Here is a 16,300-nt window from a genome sequence, read left to right on the forward strand (position 1 = left end):
TTCCTAGTTTGTTCTTTAATTTTCATTATCCCTTGTGCATTTCCTTGAAATTTTCTGAAAAAATAGTAAACTGGTATGTAAGAAGTCTATTTCGTGGAGTTTAGGATGAAATTATATGTTCAATTAATGATTCTCTTTGTGATTTCTCTAATCGGAGAGGGGATTTCCAGTTTCTTTCATTTGCCCATACCAGGCAGTATTATCGGTTTGATTATTCTCTTTCTAGCCCTGCAGTTCAAGTGGCTGAGAACCAGACATGTCAACATGGTTGGGAATTTCTTGCTGGCCAATATGACCATTCTCTTTTTACCGCCAGCAGTGGGAATCATGGAGAAGTTTGATGTGATTGCTCCCTATCTTTTGCCCATTGTTTTGATTGTCTTTTTTGCAGCAGTCATCAATATTATCCTTATTGCCTTGGTGGTTCAGTTTATCAAGAGACGATTTGAGGGAGATTATGAGAAAGGAGATGCCAAATGAGTGAATTTGTTTCCAATCCCCTGTTCGGGCTTGCCCTATCTATCCTAGCTTATCTAGTGGGAATGCTGATTTACAGACGTTTTCCCCATCCATTGACAACTCCCCTGCTTTTGTCGGCTATTTTTATCATTATTTTTCTTAAGGTGACAGGTATTTCTTACCAAGATTACTACCAAGGTGGGGTTTATCTGAACAACTTGATTGTTCCGTCTACAGTGGCTCTAGGGATTCCGCTTTATAAGAGTTTTCACCTGATGAAGCACCATGCTCGGAGTATTCTCTTTGGTAGTCTGTTAGCAGTAGTGGTCAATACCTCTTTCACAGCCCTTGTGGCAAAAATATTTGGAATGGACTTTTTCCTAGCCATTTCTCTCTTTCCTAAGTCAGTAACAACCGCCATGGCAGTAGGAATTACAGAAAAATTGCAAGGTCTGACGACCGTGACCTTGGTGGTTGTAGTGGCGACTGGGATTTTAACCAGTGTCATCGGACCAACCCTTTTGAAGTGGTTGAAAATTGACGATCCAGTAGCTGTTGGTCTTTCCCTTGGAGGAACAGGCCATGCAGTCGGAACAGGGACAGCCTTCCGATACGGCTCTGTAGCAGGAGCTATGGGTGGTTTGGCTATCGGTGTCACTGGTATTCTCTATGTCTTTGTCAGCCCTATCGTAGCCAGTTTGATATTGAGTTAATACTCTTCGAAAATCTCTTCAAACCGCGTCAACGTCGCCTCGCCGTAGGTATGGTTACTGANNCCTGCGGCTAGTTTCCTAGTTTTCTCTTTGATTTTCATTGAGTATAAAAAGCAAGGAATTCGAGCAATCTCATTATGGTAGTGATATGGGGGTCTAACTTCTCATATTTATACATTTCTCCAATCAGTTAGTTGATTACAATCGAGATTTTCTATACTCTCCTTATAAGATTTTCGCATAAGATGAGACAGCACACGCTGAAGACGTCTATGTTATTTAGATTTAATGCAATCTTTTAAAAGAGTTTTGATAATCTATATTTCTTATTTAGTTTAGTTGATTTCATATCACTTCATATCACTATACTATAATGCTTATCCAAATGATTACACTATCAAAATACCCTATTATTAGATGCTTACGAAACAGATTTTTATACTCTTCAAACCACGTCAGCTTGTCCTTAGTGTGTATATGTTACTGACTTGGTCAGTTCCTAAACCTCAAAACATAGTTTCGAAGATCCTTCCGCTAACTTCCCAGTCTGATTTCCATTGAATATTAAAGATACTTTATCACATAAAGAGGCTGGATGAAAAGTCTTCACAATCAAAAAACGCATACTATCAGGTCTTGAAAAATCCTGGTAGTATGCGTTTTTTGTGAGCTGACTTATTTCCTTTCACTATATCGCAAAATGAAATAAGAACGGAAAACGATGGGATTTTGGAATTCAAATCAATTTATAAGAATGTTTTAGAAGCAATATTATCCTATTCCAGATTCAGTTCACTATACAATCAAGTTTTCAAGTAACCTATTTACATAATGTGTAAGTAATTAGGTTCGTGATTCCACTCTTTTCATCTCTAAAAAACCTCGCTTTCGCGAGGCTCTTCTATTTATAAGCTAAGGCACGTTTAAAGGTTTTCCAGATTCCTAAATCATCTGTTTGCAGAACGAGACTAGCATACATGCGTCCGATAAATCCTGTTGCTACCACCGCAAAAATCACTGTAATAGCTAGCGAAATCCATGCTTCTGCTCCCCCTGCATAGCCATTAATGGTTCTAAATGGCATGAAGAAGGTCGAAATAAAGGGAATATAAGAACCAATCTTCAAGATGAGATTGTCACCAGCTGCACCCAGAGCTGTCACTCCAAAAAAACCACCCATAATCAAAATCATCAAAGGCGACAAGGCTTTTCCTGCGTCCTCCGGACGAGAAACCATAGAACCTAGAAAGGCCGCCAAGACGACGTACATAAAGAGACTAACCAAAATAAAGAGCAAGGTATTCAGTGAGAAAGCATCTCCCAAGTGATCTAAAACACCAGACTGAGCCAAGAATGGCAAATCTTTAAATAACAGAATGGCAGCGATACCACCTACAACATAAATCCCAATATGCGTTAAAATCACTAGAAATAGAGCCATCATCCGCGCATAGAAATAGTGACTTGCCCTTATGCTAGAAAAAACGACTTCCATAATTTTGGTGCCTTTTTCACTGGCAACTTCCTGAGCCGTCACACCCGCATAGGTAATCAGAATCATATAAAGAAAGAATCCTAAGGCGCCTGCTGCAATTGTTTGAATAAACTTTTTATTTTCCTTGGCTTCATCAATCTTTTCTGTGAATTGAACTGTCTGCGCTAAGCGTTTTTCCTGCTCTTGAGACAAGGAGGCCGTTGAACGATTAAGCTGATTTTGCAGCTCATTGAGTGTACCTGTAACTGCAAATTTAATTCCATTTTCAAGCGATGTTTCGCCATGATAAACTGCCTTTAGAACACTATCTTCTTGATCAATAGTCAAATAGCCTTTTAATTTTTCATCTTTAATCGCTTCTTTGGCACTTGCTTCGTCTTTATAGTCAAAGTTAATACCATTTACATTCTTCAGTCCTTCTGCCACAGATGGCACTGTTGTCACTACTGCCACTTTATTATTTTTAGCCATTGAAGAGCCTTGAAGATGCCCAATTCCTACAAAGATTCCTAAAAAGAGGAACGGCGAAATCACCATAAAGAAGAAACTCCACGATTTGACATGTCGAAGATAGGTTTCCTTGATTACAACCCACATATTTCTCATACTTCCACCCCTGATTCTAGTTTAAAGATTTCATCGATTGTCGGCGCTTGTTGGTCAAAGGTTGCGATATATTGCCCCTGAGTCAAGATTGGGAAGAGTTCCCTTCCAGCGCTCTCATCCTCCAAAATCAATTTCCAACTGCCTTGTTTGGTCAAGCTCACCTGTTTAACATGAGGAAGTTTTTCCAGTTCTTCCTTGCTTCGTTCACTTGCAACAAAGAGACGCGTTTTCCCGTATTGATTGCGGACATCCTGAACTGGTCCATGCAAGACCACACGGCCATCTCGGATCATGAGAATATCGTCACAAAGTTCCTCGACGTTGGTCATAACATGGTCAGAAAAGATAATGGTTGCCCCACGTTCTTTTTCCTGAAAGATGACTTGCTTGAGCAATTCAGTATTGACTGGATCCAAGCCACTGAAAGGCTCATCCAAGATAATCAAGTCTGGTTCATGAATCAGAGTAATAATAAGCTGAATCTTCTGCTGATTTCCTTTTGACAGACTCTTGATTTTATCAGTCAGCTTCCCTTTCACTTCCAACTTCTTCATCCATTGAGGGAGTTTTTCCTTGACCTCCTTGGCATCCATACCTTTTAGAGTCGCCAAATAGCGAACTTGTTCAAGAACTGTCAATTTAGGCATGAGACTGCGTTCTTCAGGCAGATAGCCAATCCGAGTGTAGGTCTCCTGACGAATATCCTGATTATCAAGACTAATTTCTCCTTGATATTCTAAAAACTTCAAAATACTGTGGAAAATCGTTGTCTTCCCAGCACCATTTTTTCCGACTAGTCCCAAAATACGACCTGGTCGCGCTTGAAAGTCAATACCAAACAAAACTTGCTTGGATCCAAAACTTTTCTCTAGACTTCTTACTTCTAGCATCTTTAACCTCCGAAATTTCTTTCACTCATTATACTCTTTTTTGATAGCCTTTACAATGATTTCTGTCCATTTTTAGAAGACTAATGCTATGTAAAATATGGCATGGAGCGTTTTTAGTGATAAATCCATTATACAGTAGCAAACTTAATTTATCCACTCTGCTCCTCAACTGTCTATTTTTGATCCTGAATTGTTATTTGAGTAACTCCTTTTTCCCCATAAAGTTCTCTTCCTCTAAAACTTCTGGAAAAAAGCGAATAATTTCTTGACAACATTTTTTATAAGAAACAAGTTCATCTGTCATTTCAAGAAGGAGTAATCCTTTATCTACTAATGGACGGAACGGAATTCAACCGCCTGTCCGATATGTTTTCTAAGGAACATATCTACTATGCACATCCCTATACCTCTTGGGAAAGGGGAACTAATGAGAATCACAACAGGCTTATTCGTAGATGGTTACCTAAGCCTAAGGGAACTAAGAAAACGACTCCCAAAGAAATCGCATTCATCGAAAAATGGATTAACAACTATCCTAAAAAATGCTTGAACTACAAGTCGCCTAGAGAAGACTTCTGGATGGCTAACTTGAACTCGAAATTTAGCAATAATTCATTCACCATCTAACTATATTTAGTAATTATTTCAGAACTGATTCATATTAAAATTAACTAACGATTCAAAGGATTCATACTAGACATAAATTACATCCATCAGATAGAGACCCTTATTATTTTTAGATTTTAGCTTTTCTAGCTTCAGAATACATCTAAACTTTAGGGAATATGACTATTCGAAAGCTCGAATGCATCAAAATTATCTCAGATAAGCTATTCGAAACTTAGAATGCTTTTAAATTTATGTAATTGCGATTATTCTAAACCTAGAATACATGTAAACTTTAGGGAACGGACCTATTCTAAGTCTCGAAGGACTATTCACTATCCATTCCTCATCAAAAACACTCATTCCCCCTTTCTCCTCCAAAATATGGTATAGTAGAAATATACTATCTATGAGGAGTTTACATGTCACAGGATAAACAAATGAAAGCTGTTTCTCCCCTTCTGCAGCAAGTTATCAATATCTCATCGATTGTCGGTGGGGTTGGGAGTTTGATTTTCTGTATTTGGGCTTATCAGGCTGGGATTTTACAGTCTAAGGAAACCCTCTCTGCCTTTATCCAGCAGGCAGGCATCTGGGGGCCACCCCTCTTTATCTTTTTACAGATTTTACAAACGGTCGTCCCTATCATTCCTGGGGCCTTGACCTCGGTAGCTGGGGTCTTTATCTACGGTCACATCATCGGGACAATCTACAACTATATCGGTATCGTGATTGGCTGTGCCATTATCTTTTATCTGGTGCGCCTCTATGGGGCTGCCTTTGTCCAGTCTGTCGTCAGCAAGCGCACCTATGACAAGTACATCGGCTGGTTGGACAAGGGCAATCGTTTTGACCGTTTCTTTATCTTTATGATGATTTGGCCCATTAGTCCAGCTGACTTTCTCTGTATGCTGGCTGCCCTGACCAAGATGAGTTTCAAGCGCTATATGACCATCATCATTCTGACCAAACCCTTTACTCTCGTGGTTTATACCTACGGTCTGACCTATATTATTGACTTTTTCTGGCAAATGCTTTGACACGTAAAAAATCCGTTTGGTTTCCCAAGTGGATTTTTAAAGCGTAGATTAACTATAGCTTAATACTAAATATACTTTGGTATGGAAATCATGCATATTTTTCGATAGTAAGGCGAGGACTTACCTAGCCTTTCCGCCGTGATAGAAACACCTGAAATCTAATGGTTTCAGGTATTCGGAAACTTTGAGACATTAGGCTCAAAGTTTAGGTATGGAATTTCGAAGAAAGTCGCTACCGTCCGTAATCACTTAAGGAAAGGCTCAAAAATATTATTTGCAACCACAAAATCCGTTTGGTTTCCCAAGCGGATTTTGTGCTTTATTTTGAAACTTCTTTTGCAAGGACAAAGTTTCCAAGAGTAGCAGAACCATTTCCTGCGACTGCTGGCGTCACGATGTAATCACGCACATCAGGTACTGGTAGGTAGCCATTGAGAAGAGATGTAAATTTCTCACGGACACGGTCCAGCATGTGTTGTTGAGCCATGACCCCTCCACCAAAGACAATCACGTCTGGGCGGAAAGTCACTGTCGCATTAACCGCAGCTTGAGCGATATAGTAGGCTTGAACATCCCAAACAGGGTTGTTGAGTTCAATGTTTTCCCCACGAACACCTGTACGAGCTTCCAAACTTGGACCAGCTGCATAGCCTTCCAGACATCCCTTATGGAAAGGACAAACACCCTTAAACTCTTTTTCAATATCCATTGGGTGTCTAGCAACATAATAATGACCCATTTCAGGGTGACCCACACCACCGATAAACTCACCACGTTGGATAACACCTGCACCGATACCTGTACCGATTGTGTAGTAAACCAAGTTTTCGATACGACCACCCGCATTGTTACGGGCAACCACTTCACCATAGGCAGAGCTGTTTACGTCGGTTGTGAAGTACATTGGCACGTTGAGGGCGCGACGAAGGGCACCAAGCAAGTCCACATTTGCCCAGTTTGGTTTTGGAGTCGTCGTGATAAAGCCATAAGTTTTTGAGTTTTTATCAATATCAATCGGACCAAATGAACCAACTGCAAGACCAGCAAGGTTGTCGAATTTTGAGAAGAACTCAATGGTTTTATCGATTGTTTCGATTGGAGTTGTTGTTGGAAATTGTGTTTTTTCTACAACGTTAAAGTTTTCATCACCGACAGCACAGACAAACTTTGTACCGCCCGCTTCCAAGCTTCCATATAATTTTGTCATGATAAACCTCTTGTTTTTATTTTCTTTATTATAGCATATTTCGAAAGTCTAAATTTCTCTATTTTTTAGATTTTCCTCTGTAAATCTTACCATTCAAGCAAAAACGAACAAACATGTCATTTGTTCGTTTTCACATTAGAGAGGATTGATTAGATTTTCACTTCGATCACAGCATCCCCCTTCGCAACTGAACCTGTTGCGACTGGAGCTACTGAAGCGTAGTCAGCTGTGTTTGTAACGATAACCATTGTTGTATCATCAAGACCAACTGCAGCGATTTTGTTTAAGTCAAATGTTCCAAGAACATCGCCAGCTTTCACCTTGTCACCTTGAGCAACTTTTGCTTCAAAACCTTCACCGTTCATTGTTACAGTGTCGATACCAACGTGGATCAAGACTTCAGCACCATCAGTTGTTTTCAAACCAAAAGCGTGTCCTGTTGGAAAGGCGATTGAAACTTCAGCATCAGCTGGTGCATATACCACACCTTGACTTGGCTTCACAGCGATACCTTGTCCCATAGCTCCACTTGAGAAGACTGGGTCATTAACATCAGCAAGAGCTACAACATCACCGACGATAGGAGTTACAAGTGTTTCATTTTGAAGAGCTGCTGGAATATTACCAGTTGTTTCTTCTTGGACCAAACGTTCTGTCGTCGCTTCAGTAGTAACTTCTTCTTCGTCCTCGTAACCAAACATGTAAGTAAGAGCAAAACCAAGGGCAAATGATACAGCTACCATGAGAAGGTATTGGGCAAGTTGTCCGTTACCAACATAAAGCATTGTACCAGGGATGATGGTGATACCATTACCAGTACCAGCAAGTCCAAGGATAGAAGCCAATCCACCACCGATTGCACCAGCAATCAATGAAAGGAAGAATGGTTTACGGAAGCGCAAGTTAACCCCGAAGATAGCAGGCTCTGTAATACCTAGGAAGGCAGAAAGAGCAGCTGGGAAAGCAAGTGTTTTTAGTTTTGGATTTTTAGTTTTAACACCAACCGCAACAGTCGCAGCACCTTGAGCTGTCATAGCAGCTGTGATGATAGCGTTGAATGGGTTAGCATGGTCAGCAGCAAGCAATTGAACTTCAAGCAAGTTGAAGATGTGGTGCACACCTGACACGACGATCAATTGGTGAACCCCACCAATCAAGAAACCACCAAGACCAAATGGCATGCTGAGGATCGCTTTTGTAGCGATAAGGATGTAGTTTTCAACTACGTGGAAGACTGGTCCGATGACAAAGAGTCCAAGGATAGACATGACCAAAAGTGTCACGAATGGCGTTACCAAAAGGTCAATGACATCTGGAACAACCTTGCGGACAGCTTTTTCAAATTTAGCTCCGACAACCCCGATGATGAAGGCTGGAAGAACAGAACCTTGCAAACCAACAACAGGGATGAAACCAAAGAAGTTCATAGCTGTTACTTCACCACCTGAAGCGACTGCCCAAGCGTTTGGAAGTGAGCCAGAAACAAGCATCATACCAAGAACGATACCAACGGCAGGATTTCCACCAAATACACGGAAGGTTGACCACACAACCAAACCTGGCAAGATGATGAAGGCCGTATCTGTCAAGATTTGTGTGTAAGTTGCAAAGTCACCTGGAAGTGGCATTTCAAGAGCGTTGAAAAGACCACGCACACCCATGAAGAGACCTGTCGCTACAATAACTGGGATGATTGGAACGAAAACGTCACCGAAAGTACGGATAGCACGTTGGAACCAGTTCCCTTGTTTCGCAGCTTCTGCTTTCATGTCAGCTTTAGATGATGTTGGCAAGCCAAGCGCAACAACTTCATCGTACATTTTGTTAACTGTACCTGTACCAAAGATGATTTGGTATTGACCTGAGTTAAAGAAAGCACCTTGAACTTTTTCCAAGTTCTCAATCACCTCTTTATTGATTTTTCCTTCATCTTTGACCATGACACGAAGACGAGTCGCACAGTGAGCTACACTGTTGACATTTTCACGTCCGCCCAAGGCATCGATGACTTTTTTTGCAATTTCCTGATTGTTCATTTGCAAAAATCTCCTTATATAAAATTTTGTTATTGTTTGAAAGCGATTTTATTCGCCCTACGACTATTATTTTATCATGTTTTAGAAATATGTCAAGCGTTTTGCAGAAAAAATATTCTATCCACTTAGTGGGCACGCCATAGATTGATTGTTTTTGACTGTTTTAGCAGGCATTTCTTAAAAAAATAAGTTTGGAATCTTGTTTAAAAGGATTTTGCTTCACTTTCTTTCATTTTTTTGTAGATAGATGATTGATTTTCTGGTTTTAATTTGTGATAAACGCTTGACAGCTTTTCCTCTTTTTTAACATAAAAGGCTTGCATTTTTTATCGAAAACGGTTACTATTAAAAGTGATAAGATTTTTGGAGGAATGAATGAATGGAATGGACAACTGAGCGTCGTTACAGACTTTATCAAGATTGGACGCAAGAAGAAATTCAACATATAAAAGAAAATATAGCACAATCTCCATGGCATACTCATTACCATGTTGAGCCAAAAACAGGACTTCTCAACGATCCAAATGGCTTTTCCTACTTTGATGGCAAGTGGATTGTTTTTTATCAGAACTTTCCATTTGGTGCAGCCCATGGTTTAAAATCTTGGGTGCAATTGGAAAGTGAGGACTTGGTTCACTTCACAGAAACTGGTGTCAAAGTTTTACCTGATACTCCATTAGATAGCCACGGTGCCTACTCTGGTTCTGCCATGCAATTTGGTGATCAGTTATTCCTATTTTATACAGGAAATGTCCGCGATGAAAACTGGATCCGTCACCCTTACCAGATTGGAGCTTTGATGGATAAGGATGGTAAGATTACCAAGATTGACAAGACCTTGATCGACCAGCCAGCAGACTCAACTGACCACTTCCGTGATCCGCAAATTTTTAACTTTAAGGGGCAATATTATGCTATCGTTGGTGGACAGGACTTGGAGAAAAAAGGTTTCGTCCGTCTCTACAAGGCTGTCGATAATGACTATACAAACTGGCAAGCCGTTGGCAACCTTGACTTTGCTAACGACCGTACTGCCTACATGATGGAATGTCCAAATCTGGTCTTTGTAGGGGAACAACCTGTCCTTCTCTACTGCCCACAAGGATTGGATAAGAACGTTCTAGACTACGATAATATCTTTCCAAATATGTATAAGATTGGGGCTTCCTTTGACCCTGAAAATGCCAAAATGGTAGATGTGTCTCAACTTCAAAACATGGACTATGGTTTCGAAGCCTATGCAACTCAAGCCTTCAACGCTCCTGATGGACGTGCTCTAGCTGTTAGCTGGCTTGGCTTGCCTGATGTTTCATATCCATCTGACCGTTTTGACCACCAAGGAACCTTCTCTTTGGTCAAGGAACTCACTATCAAAGACGGCAAACTCTACCAATACCCAGTCGCAGCTATCAAGGACCTTTGTGCTTCTGAAGAACCTTTCTCAAACCGTGCCCAAACCAAGAACACTTACGAACTTGAACTCAACTTGGAAGCCAATAGCCAGAGCGAGATTGTCTTACTTGCTGATAAAGAAGGCAAGGGACTTTCAATCAACTTTGACCTTGTAAATGGTCAAGTGACAGTGGATCGTAGCCATGCTGGAGAACAGTATGCCCAAGAATTTGGAACTACACGTTCTTGCCCAATCGAGAATCAGGCTACTACTGCTACGATTTTCATCGATAACTCTGTCTTTGAAATTTTCATCAATAAAGGAGAAAAAGTATTTTCTGGTCGTGTCTTCCCACATGAGGACCAAAATGGTATCCTGATTAAATCTGGAAACCCAACTGGAACTTACTATGAATTAGATTATGGTCGCAAAACTAACTGATGTCGCCAAACTTGCAGGCGTCAGTCCTACTACCGTTTCTCGGGTTATCAATAAAAAAGGGTATCTATCTGAAAAAACCATTCAAAAGGTTAATGAAGCCATGCGAGAATTGGGCTATAAACCCAACAACCTAGCTCGTAGTCTGCAAGGAAAATCAGCTAAATTAATCGGCTTGATTTTCCCCAATATTTCTAACGTTTTCTATGCAGAATTGATTGATAAGCTGGAACACCAACTCTTCAAAAATGGATATAAGACCATCATCTGCAACAGTGAGCACGATTCTGAAAAGGAACGCGAATATATCGAAATGTTGGAAGCCAATCAGGTAGACGGCATCATTTCTGGTAGTCACAACTTGGGAATCAAAGACTACAATCGTGTGACAGCACCGATTATTTCCTTTGACCGTAACCTGTCGCCAGACATTCCTGTCGTTTCCTCTGACAACTATGCTGGTGGGGTTCTTGCTGCCCAGACCTTGGTTAAGACAGGCGCCCAATCTATCATCATGATTACAGGGAATGACAATTCTAACTCGCCAACTGGACTGCGCCACGCTGGTTTTGCATCTGTACTCCCAAAAGCACCTATTATCAATGTTTCCAGTGACTTTTCTCCCGTCAGAAAAGAAATGGAAATCAAGAATATCTTGACTCGACAAAAGCCAGATGCCATCTTTGCTTCAGATGACTTGACTGCTATTCTGGTCATTAAAATTGCTCAAGAACTGGGCATTTCTGTCCCTGAAGAACTCAAGGTCATCGGATATGATGGGACCTACTTTATCGAGAATTACTACCCCCAACTGGCTACTATCAAGCAACCCTTGGAAGAGATTGCCTGCCTCACTGTTGACCTTCTCTTGCAGAAGATAGAAGGCAAGGAAGTTGCGACAACTGGTTACTTTTTACCAGTTACTCTATTACCAGGAAAAAGTATTTAATACTCAATGAAAATCAAAGAGCAAACTAGGAAGCTAGCCACAGGCTGCTCAAAGCACTGCTTTGAGGTTGTAGATAAGACTGACGAAGTCAGTTACATATATCTACGGCAAGGCGAAGCTGACGTGGTTTGAAGAGATTTTCGAAGAGTATAAGCACAAGAAAACTCAGACCGATCTGTCTGAGTTTTTTATGATCTTAAATTTTCTAAATAACGCTGGGCTGTCTCTAAGTTAAAGGTTTTCTCTGCTATAAGGCGCTCGACTAGGGGAGCTACCTCAGATTCACTAGCACCTGCGAGAAGTGCCAAGGATTTAGCCTGCAATTTCATGTGGCCTTGCTGAATCCCTGTACTCACCAAGGCTTTCAGGGCCGCAAAATTTTGGGCAAGCCCAATAGACACGATAAGCTGGGCTAATTCTTTGGCAGAAGAATTTCCCAGTAGTTCATGACTGAGGGCTACACGAGGGTTGAGACCGATAGAGCCACCCTTGGTCGCCACAGGCATGGGCAGGGTCATCTCACCGACCAATTCTTCTCTTTCAAGGTCCAGCGTCCATTGACTAAGACCTTGGTAATGTCCATCTCGACTGGCAAAGGCATGAGCCCCGGCTTCGATGGCACGCCAGTCATTACCAGTAGCAATTAAAATGGCATCAATACCGTTAAAAATTCCTTTATTGTGGGTAGCAGCTCGGTAAGGATCAGCTTGCGCAAACTGACTAGCCAAAGCAATTTTCTCCGCAATGTCTCGTCCTTGATCTTTTTGGCGGCTCAAGTAACGAAAGGCGATGCGACAGCTTGCTGTCACCAGAGAATCGGTCGCGTAATTAGACAGGATTCCCATAAGACTCTGTCCCTGGCTGAGTTCTTCTAAGACTGGTTTCAAGGCTTCCAGCATGGTGTTGAGCATATTGGCTCCCATGGCTTCTTGGGTATCAACATGGAGATAAACAACAAGGAAGTCTGTTTCGCCTTTTATCTGTTCTACATGTAAATCACGCGCCCCACCCCCACGTTTGACGATAGAAGGATAGGCTTGATTGGCAAGCTCCAAGAGTTCAGCCTTCTTTCTGGCAATTTTCTCTTGGGCTTGTTCAGGATCAGCAACTTGATAAAGGGCTACCTGCCCAATCATCTGGCGCTGATGGACTTGTGCAGTAAAACCACCTGCTCGCTTGATGATTTTACTGGCATAGCTGGCCGCAGCAACCACGGACGGTTCTTCTGTCACATAGGGAACTGTGTATTCCTGACCATTGACGAGGATCTCTGGAACCATCGAATAAGGTAAAGAAAAAGTTCCCACCACATTCTCACTCAGCTGGTCTGCCACAGTCACACTCATCTGTTCATCCTGCTCCAAACTCGCTTGTCTCTCAGGACTAAGGAGCGCCTGAGCTTTTAACAGCTCGAGGCGCTCTTGGTATGATTTTTTAGAAAATCCATTCCAACTTATCTTCATTATTTTTCAACCTTGCTATAACGGCGTTGGTGGTCAACAATTTCAATCAAGGCAAAATCTTGATTTTCATAGCCAGCAAACTGGGCAGAATTTGTCTCATCTAAGTCTACTTCCTCAAAGAAGACTTTTTCATAGTCAACAACAGACAGGGCAGTTCGTTGGTTGAGCTTATTCAAACGGTCTTTATCCAGATAAGCTTCGTATCCTTCAACCAATTCACCACTAAAGAACTCAGCTACAGCCCCGCTTCCATAACTATAAAGGGCGATTTTATCCCCAGCCTTCAAGCTATCTGTATTTTCCAAGAGAGACAAAAGTCCAAGGAAAAGTGAACCTGTGTAGATATTCCCCACTTTTTGACTGTAGAGAATAGACTGGTCAAAGTGCTTTTGCAAGAGGTCCTTTTTCTCTTGAGGCAGGCTCTTATCCATGATTTTTTTTAAGCCTTTGAGTGCTAATTTAGGGTAAGGCAAGTGGAAGCAAACAGCTGCAAAATCATCCAAAGTAAGCTGGTAGCGTTTTTGGTATTCAAGCCAAGTCGTTTTCAAACTATCCAAATATTGTTGGGTAGAATAAACACCATTTACATAAGGAGTTGTCGAGTAATTTGGACGCCAGAAATCCATGATGTCACGAGTCTGAGCCACATTGTCATTATTAAAAGCCATCATGCGTGGATTTTGTGTAATCAACATGGCCACACTGCCAGCACCCTGAGTGGGTTCTCCTGGAGTTTCAATACCATACTTGGCAATATCACTGGCAATGACCAAGACCTTGGACTGTGGAGAATTTTCCACATGCAATTTGGCATAATGAAGGGCAGCTGTCGCTCCATAGCAGGCTTCTTTAATCTCGAAACTACGAGCAAAGGGCTGAATGCCCAGCAAGCCATGTACAAAGACGGCCGCAGCCTTACTCTGGTCAATTCCTGACTCGGTAGCCACAATGACCATATCAATTTCTTGTCTTTCTTGCTCAGTTAAAATAGAGTCACTTGCACTGGCCGCCAAGGTCACGATATCCTCAGTTAAGGGCGCAATACTCAATTCCTCGAGTAAGAGTCCTTTACTTAATTTTTCAGGGTCAATGCCCCTCGCTTCTGCTAAGTCTTGTAATTTCAAGACATATTGACTGGTCGCAAAACCAATCTTATCAATACCGATTGTCATATTTACCTCTGTTTTATCATTCATGTAAAAAATCGTTCAGTACTATTTTATCACAAATGGCAATAAAAGAGAGAAAAAAGACTTGATTCACCAAATCAAGCCTCTTATTGGTCATAATTTTAAAGAATGATTAGTTGCTATAGAGTTCACCAACATAAGTAGCTTTATAAGCCCCATTCTCAGTTATCAGTTCCTGGAGGATTAAATTTCCTGAGTAAGTTCTTCCCATCTCATCTACAAATTCTTGATAAAACTGACTGGTCGGAATTTCTCTGACATCCTTATCAAATGCCTTATCAAGTGTTTTACTAACCTTCTCAGCAATCAACTGATTCTCTTGCCATCCACTTTGAAACTCTGAACCCGAACTAGAAGCCATGACTGGGATAACCAGCAAGGTCAGTAGACTTACAGATAATAAGGAAAATAGTGATTTTTTCATGATTTTTCCTCCTTTCTATATAGAGAATAGCACATATAGAAAGCCTTGTCACTATATTTATCTTATTTTTCAGAAAATTCTTTTATTTCTGTAAAATCTACGATACTCGATGTGTTTTTATATAATGATACAGTCTGAGAATCACTGTTCCGCTAGCCATTCCAATGGAAATGACCAGAGCCAGCATAACAACTAATGTTGCACTTGCCAGCGCTTTATTATAGTCCCCTGTCACAAAAAAGGCAGTTGTCCGATAGGAGAGATAACCCGGAACCAGAGGAGCCAAGATGGCCAAGATAAAGACCACTGCAGGTGTCTTATAAAGAATACTCAAAATCTGGCTGACACATGAACCGATAATGGCCGCAATGAAGGTAGCCACAATAACATTGGTCGGTTCCTTGAGCAAGAGATAGATTAGCCAGACAGCCATGCCCAAAATCCCTCCAGGTAAGAGCATAGAGCGTTGCACATTGAGTACGATTAAAAAAGTGATAATAGCAAGAAGACTTGCCACTGCTTGTAATAAAAAGGTTGTTAGTGTCATATTAGTTCATCAATACCAAGGCGACAGAAGTTCCCGCCCCTAAAGCAAGGGTAATGAGCAGGGATTCAAACATCTTGCTCATACCAGAGTTTATGTGGTTGGTCATAATATCACGGACCGCATTGGTCAAGGCAATTCCTGGAACAAACGGCATGACCGCACCAGCTATAATCAAGTCTGCCGTTGAAGGAAAGCCTGTGTAGCGAGCCCAAAACTGGGCAATCATTCCAAAGACGAAGGCCCCAGCAAAGGCTGTTACAAAAGGAATTCGGATAAACTTCTCCACATAGAGGGAAAAGGCAAAACCAAATAAGGTCGCCACTCCTGCCCCAAGTGCGTCGTAGATATTTCCACTAAACATAACCGAAAAGAAAGGAGCACTTAAGGTCGCAGCTAAAGTTACCTGCAACTTGGTATAGGGAAGGGGTTGGGCTTGCAAGGCCGTCAATTGCTTAAAGGCTGTTTCTAAATCAATCTGCCCCCCAACCAGCTGACGAGAAATCTGGTTGACATCGCAGACTTTTTCGATGTTATAAGAAGAGGAGGTCACGCGCTTCATGCGCGAAATATTGGTATTTTCAATAGAGAAAAAGATAGCAGCAGGCATGGCAAGGACATTGCAATCCACAATCCCCTGCGAATGCGCAATCCGAATCATGGTGTCTTCTACGCGATGAATCTCTGAACCACTTTTAAGGAGAATAGTCCCCGCTAGCATAATCACATCAATAACGGCATTTAATTCTTTTGATTCTTCCATGCTTGCCTCCTTTTATCAACTCCCTCTATTCTATCACAAATCCGGACTCAAAAAAAATCTTTGCCACGAAATCATGACAAAGAT

At 41.4% G+C, this 16,300-nt stretch carries 14 protein-coding genes and 2 pseudogenes; 6 read left to right on the forward strand and 10 right to left on the reverse strand.

Features of this window, described 5'->3' with window-relative positions; all coding sequences use genetic code 11:
* The first annotated feature begins 105 nt into the window (after window positions 1-105).
* Window positions 106-480, forward strand: coding sequence for a CidA/LrgA family protein (locus HT698_RS04595; RefSeq protein ID WP_000781325.1), 375 nt, complete (start codon window positions 106-108; stop codon window positions 478-480).
* Window positions 477-1,172, forward strand: coding sequence for an LrgB family protein (locus HT698_RS04600; protein WP_001288943.1), 696 nt, complete (start codon window positions 477-479; stop codon window positions 1,170-1,172). The genes HT698_RS04595 and HT698_RS04600 overlap by 4 nt, the downstream gene beginning before the upstream one ends.
* Window positions 1,173-1,345: 173 nt before the next feature.
* Here HT698_RS04600 and HT698_RS10290 read toward each other — a convergent pair.
* From HT698_RS10290 to HT698_RS04610, 3 genes and pseudogenes are all read right to left on the reverse strand, one after another.
* Window positions 1,346-1,495: pseudogene (locus HT698_RS10290) on the reverse strand (IS630 family transposase); the annotation flags it as partial.
* Window positions 1,496-2,073: 578 nt separating this feature from the next.
* Window positions 2,074-3,273, reverse strand: coding sequence for an ABC transporter permease (locus tag HT698_RS04605; RefSeq protein WP_112443876.1), 1,200 nt, complete (start codon window positions 3,271-3,273; stop codon window positions 2,074-2,076).
* On the reverse strand, window positions 3,270-4,163 hold the full coding sequence (locus HT698_RS04610) for an ABC transporter ATP-binding protein (RefSeq protein ID WP_112443875.1): 894 nt from the start codon (window positions 4,161-4,163) through the stop codon (window positions 3,270-3,272). The genes HT698_RS04605 and HT698_RS04610 overlap by 4 nt, the downstream gene beginning before the upstream one ends.
* A gap of 339 nt (window positions 4,164-4,502) precedes the next feature.
* On the opposite strand from HT698_RS04610, the pseudogene HT698_RS04615 reads away from it, so the two are divergent.
* Together HT698_RS04615 and HT698_RS04620 are read left to right on the forward strand one after the other, a co-directional pair.
* Window positions 4,503-4,790, forward strand: a pseudogene (locus tag HT698_RS04615) (IS30 family transposase); the annotation flags it as partial.
* A gap of 401 nt (window positions 4,791-5,191) precedes the next feature.
* Window positions 5,192-5,809, forward strand: coding sequence for a TVP38/TMEM64 family protein (locus tag HT698_RS04620; protein WP_000076168.1), 618 nt, complete (start codon window positions 5,192-5,194; stop codon window positions 5,807-5,809).
* A gap of 319 nt (window positions 5,810-6,128) precedes the next feature.
* Here the strand turns inward: HT698_RS04620 and scrK are convergent, their stop codons facing one another.
* Together scrK and HT698_RS04630 are read right to left on the reverse strand one after the other, a co-directional pair.
* Window positions 6,129-7,016: a fructokinase ScrK gene (gene scrK, locus HT698_RS04625; protein ID WP_000164310.1), complete on the reverse strand. Its 888-nt coding sequence runs from the start codon at window positions 7,014-7,016 to the stop codon at window positions 6,129-6,131.
* Between the two features lie 149 nt (window positions 7,017-7,165).
* A complete protein-coding gene (locus HT698_RS04630; protein WP_188109845.1) occupies window positions 7,166-9,052 on the reverse strand; it encodes a sucrose-specific PTS transporter subunit IIBC in 1,887 nt (628 codons plus the stop codon).
* A gap of 379 nt (window positions 9,053-9,431) precedes the next feature.
* Here HT698_RS04630 and HT698_RS04635 point away from each other — a divergent pair, with 379 nt between their 5' ends.
* Together HT698_RS04635 and HT698_RS04640 are read left to right on the forward strand one after the other, a co-directional pair.
* Window positions 9,432-10,886, forward strand: a complete 1,455-nt coding sequence (locus tag HT698_RS04635; protein WP_173219990.1) for a glycoside hydrolase family 32 protein — start codon at window positions 9,432-9,434, stop codon at window positions 10,884-10,886.
* The gene (locus HT698_RS04640; RefSeq protein WP_166732299.1) at window positions 10,867-11,832 is read left to right on the forward strand and encodes a LacI family DNA-binding transcriptional regulator; all 966 of its coding nucleotides are present in this window, start codon (window positions 10,867-10,869) and stop codon (window positions 11,830-11,832) included. Before HT698_RS04635 ends, HT698_RS04640 begins: the two co-directional genes overlap by 20 nt.
* Before the next feature lie 188 nt (window positions 11,833-12,020).
* Here HT698_RS04640 and HT698_RS04645 read toward each other — a convergent pair whose 3' ends face one another.
* The 5 genes from HT698_RS04645 to HT698_RS04665 all read right to left on the reverse strand — a co-directional run bounded on the left by HT698_RS04645 (window position 12,021) and on the right by HT698_RS04665 (window position 16,216).
* Window positions 12,021-13,295 carry a hydroxymethylglutaryl-CoA reductase, degradative gene (locus HT698_RS04645; protein ID WP_173219894.1) on the reverse strand — a complete coding sequence of 425 codons (1,275 nt, stop codon included), beginning with the start codon at window positions 13,293-13,295 and terminating at the stop codon, window positions 12,021-12,023.
* Entirely contained in the window at window positions 13,295-14,467 is a 1,173-nt protein-coding gene (locus tag HT698_RS04650) for a hydroxymethylglutaryl-CoA synthase (protein WP_166732301.1), read from the reverse strand. The genes HT698_RS04645 and HT698_RS04650 overlap by 1 nt, the downstream gene beginning before the upstream one ends.
* Window positions 14,468-14,597: 130 nt before the next feature.
* Window positions 14,598-14,846, reverse strand: coding sequence for a hypothetical protein (locus HT698_RS04655; protein ID WP_166732304.1), 249 nt, complete (start codon window positions 14,844-14,846; stop codon window positions 14,598-14,600).
* Between the two features lie 160 nt (window positions 14,847-15,006).
* Window positions 15,007-15,456, reverse strand: a complete 450-nt coding sequence (locus HT698_RS04660) for a threonine/serine exporter family protein (RefSeq protein ID WP_057487161.1) — start codon at window positions 15,454-15,456, stop codon at window positions 15,007-15,009.
* 1 nt (window position 15,457) lies between these two features.
* Window positions 15,458-16,216, reverse strand: a complete 759-nt coding sequence (locus HT698_RS04665) for a threonine/serine exporter family protein (protein WP_023943605.1) — start codon at window positions 16,214-16,216, stop codon at window positions 15,458-15,460.
* Window positions 16,217-16,300: the final 84 nt, after the last annotated feature.

Source organism: Streptococcus sp. 3109, assembly GCF_013276905.1.
In the GTDB taxonomy this organism is placed as follows: Bacteria; Bacillota; Bacilli; order Lactobacillales; family Streptococcaceae; genus Streptococcus.

Bases quoted from the DNA above. Each gene is read 5' to 3' on its own strand.
- HT698_RS04595 (WP_000781325.1), top strand. From the start codon at position 106: ATGAAATTATATGTTCAATTAATGATTCTCTTTGTGATTTCTCTAATC.
- HT698_RS04600 (WP_001288943.1), top strand. From the start codon at position 477: ATGAGTGAATTTGTTTCCAATCCCCTGTTCGGGCTTGCCCTATCTATC.
- HT698_RS04605 (WP_112443876.1), bottom strand. From the start codon at position 3,273: ATGAGAAATATGTGGGTTGTAATCAAGGAAACCTATCTTCGACATGTC.
- HT698_RS04610 (WP_112443875.1), bottom strand. From the start codon at position 4,163: ATGCTAGAAGTAAGAAGTCTAGAGAAAAGTTTTGGATCCAAGCAAGTT.
- HT698_RS04620 (WP_000076168.1), top strand. From the start codon at position 5,192: ATGTCACAGGATAAACAAATGAAAGCTGTTTCTCCCCTTCTGCAGCAA.
- scrK (WP_000164310.1), bottom strand. From the start codon at position 7,016: ATGACAAAATTATATGGAAGCTTGGAAGCGGGCGGTACAAAGTTTGTC.
- HT698_RS04630 (WP_188109845.1), bottom strand. From the start codon at position 9,052: ATGAACAATCAGGAAATTGCAAAAAAAGTCATCGATGCCTTGGGCGGA.
- HT698_RS04635 (WP_173219990.1), top strand. From the start codon at position 9,432: ATGGAATGGACAACTGAGCGTCGTTACAGACTTTATCAAGATTGGACG.
- HT698_RS04640 (WP_166732299.1), top strand. From the start codon at position 10,867: ATGGTCGCAAAACTAACTGATGTCGCCAAACTTGCAGGCGTCAGTCCT.
- HT698_RS04645 (WP_173219894.1), bottom strand. From the start codon at position 13,295: ATGAAGATAAGTTGGAATGGATTTTCTAAAAAATCATACCAAGAGCGC.
- HT698_RS04650 (WP_166732301.1), bottom strand. From the start codon at position 14,467: ATGACAATCGGTATTGATAAGATTGGTTTTGCGACCAGTCAATATGTC.
- HT698_RS04655 (WP_166732304.1), bottom strand. From the start codon at position 14,846: ATGGCTTCTAGTTCGGGTTCAGAGTTTCAAAGTGGATGGCAAGAGAAT.
- HT698_RS04660 (WP_057487161.1), bottom strand. From the start codon at position 15,456: ATGACACTAACAACCTTTTTATTACAAGCAGTGGCAAGTCTTCTTGCT.
- HT698_RS04665 (WP_023943605.1), bottom strand. From the start codon at position 16,216: ATGGAAGAATCAAAAGAATTAAATGCCGTTATTGATGTGATTATGCTA.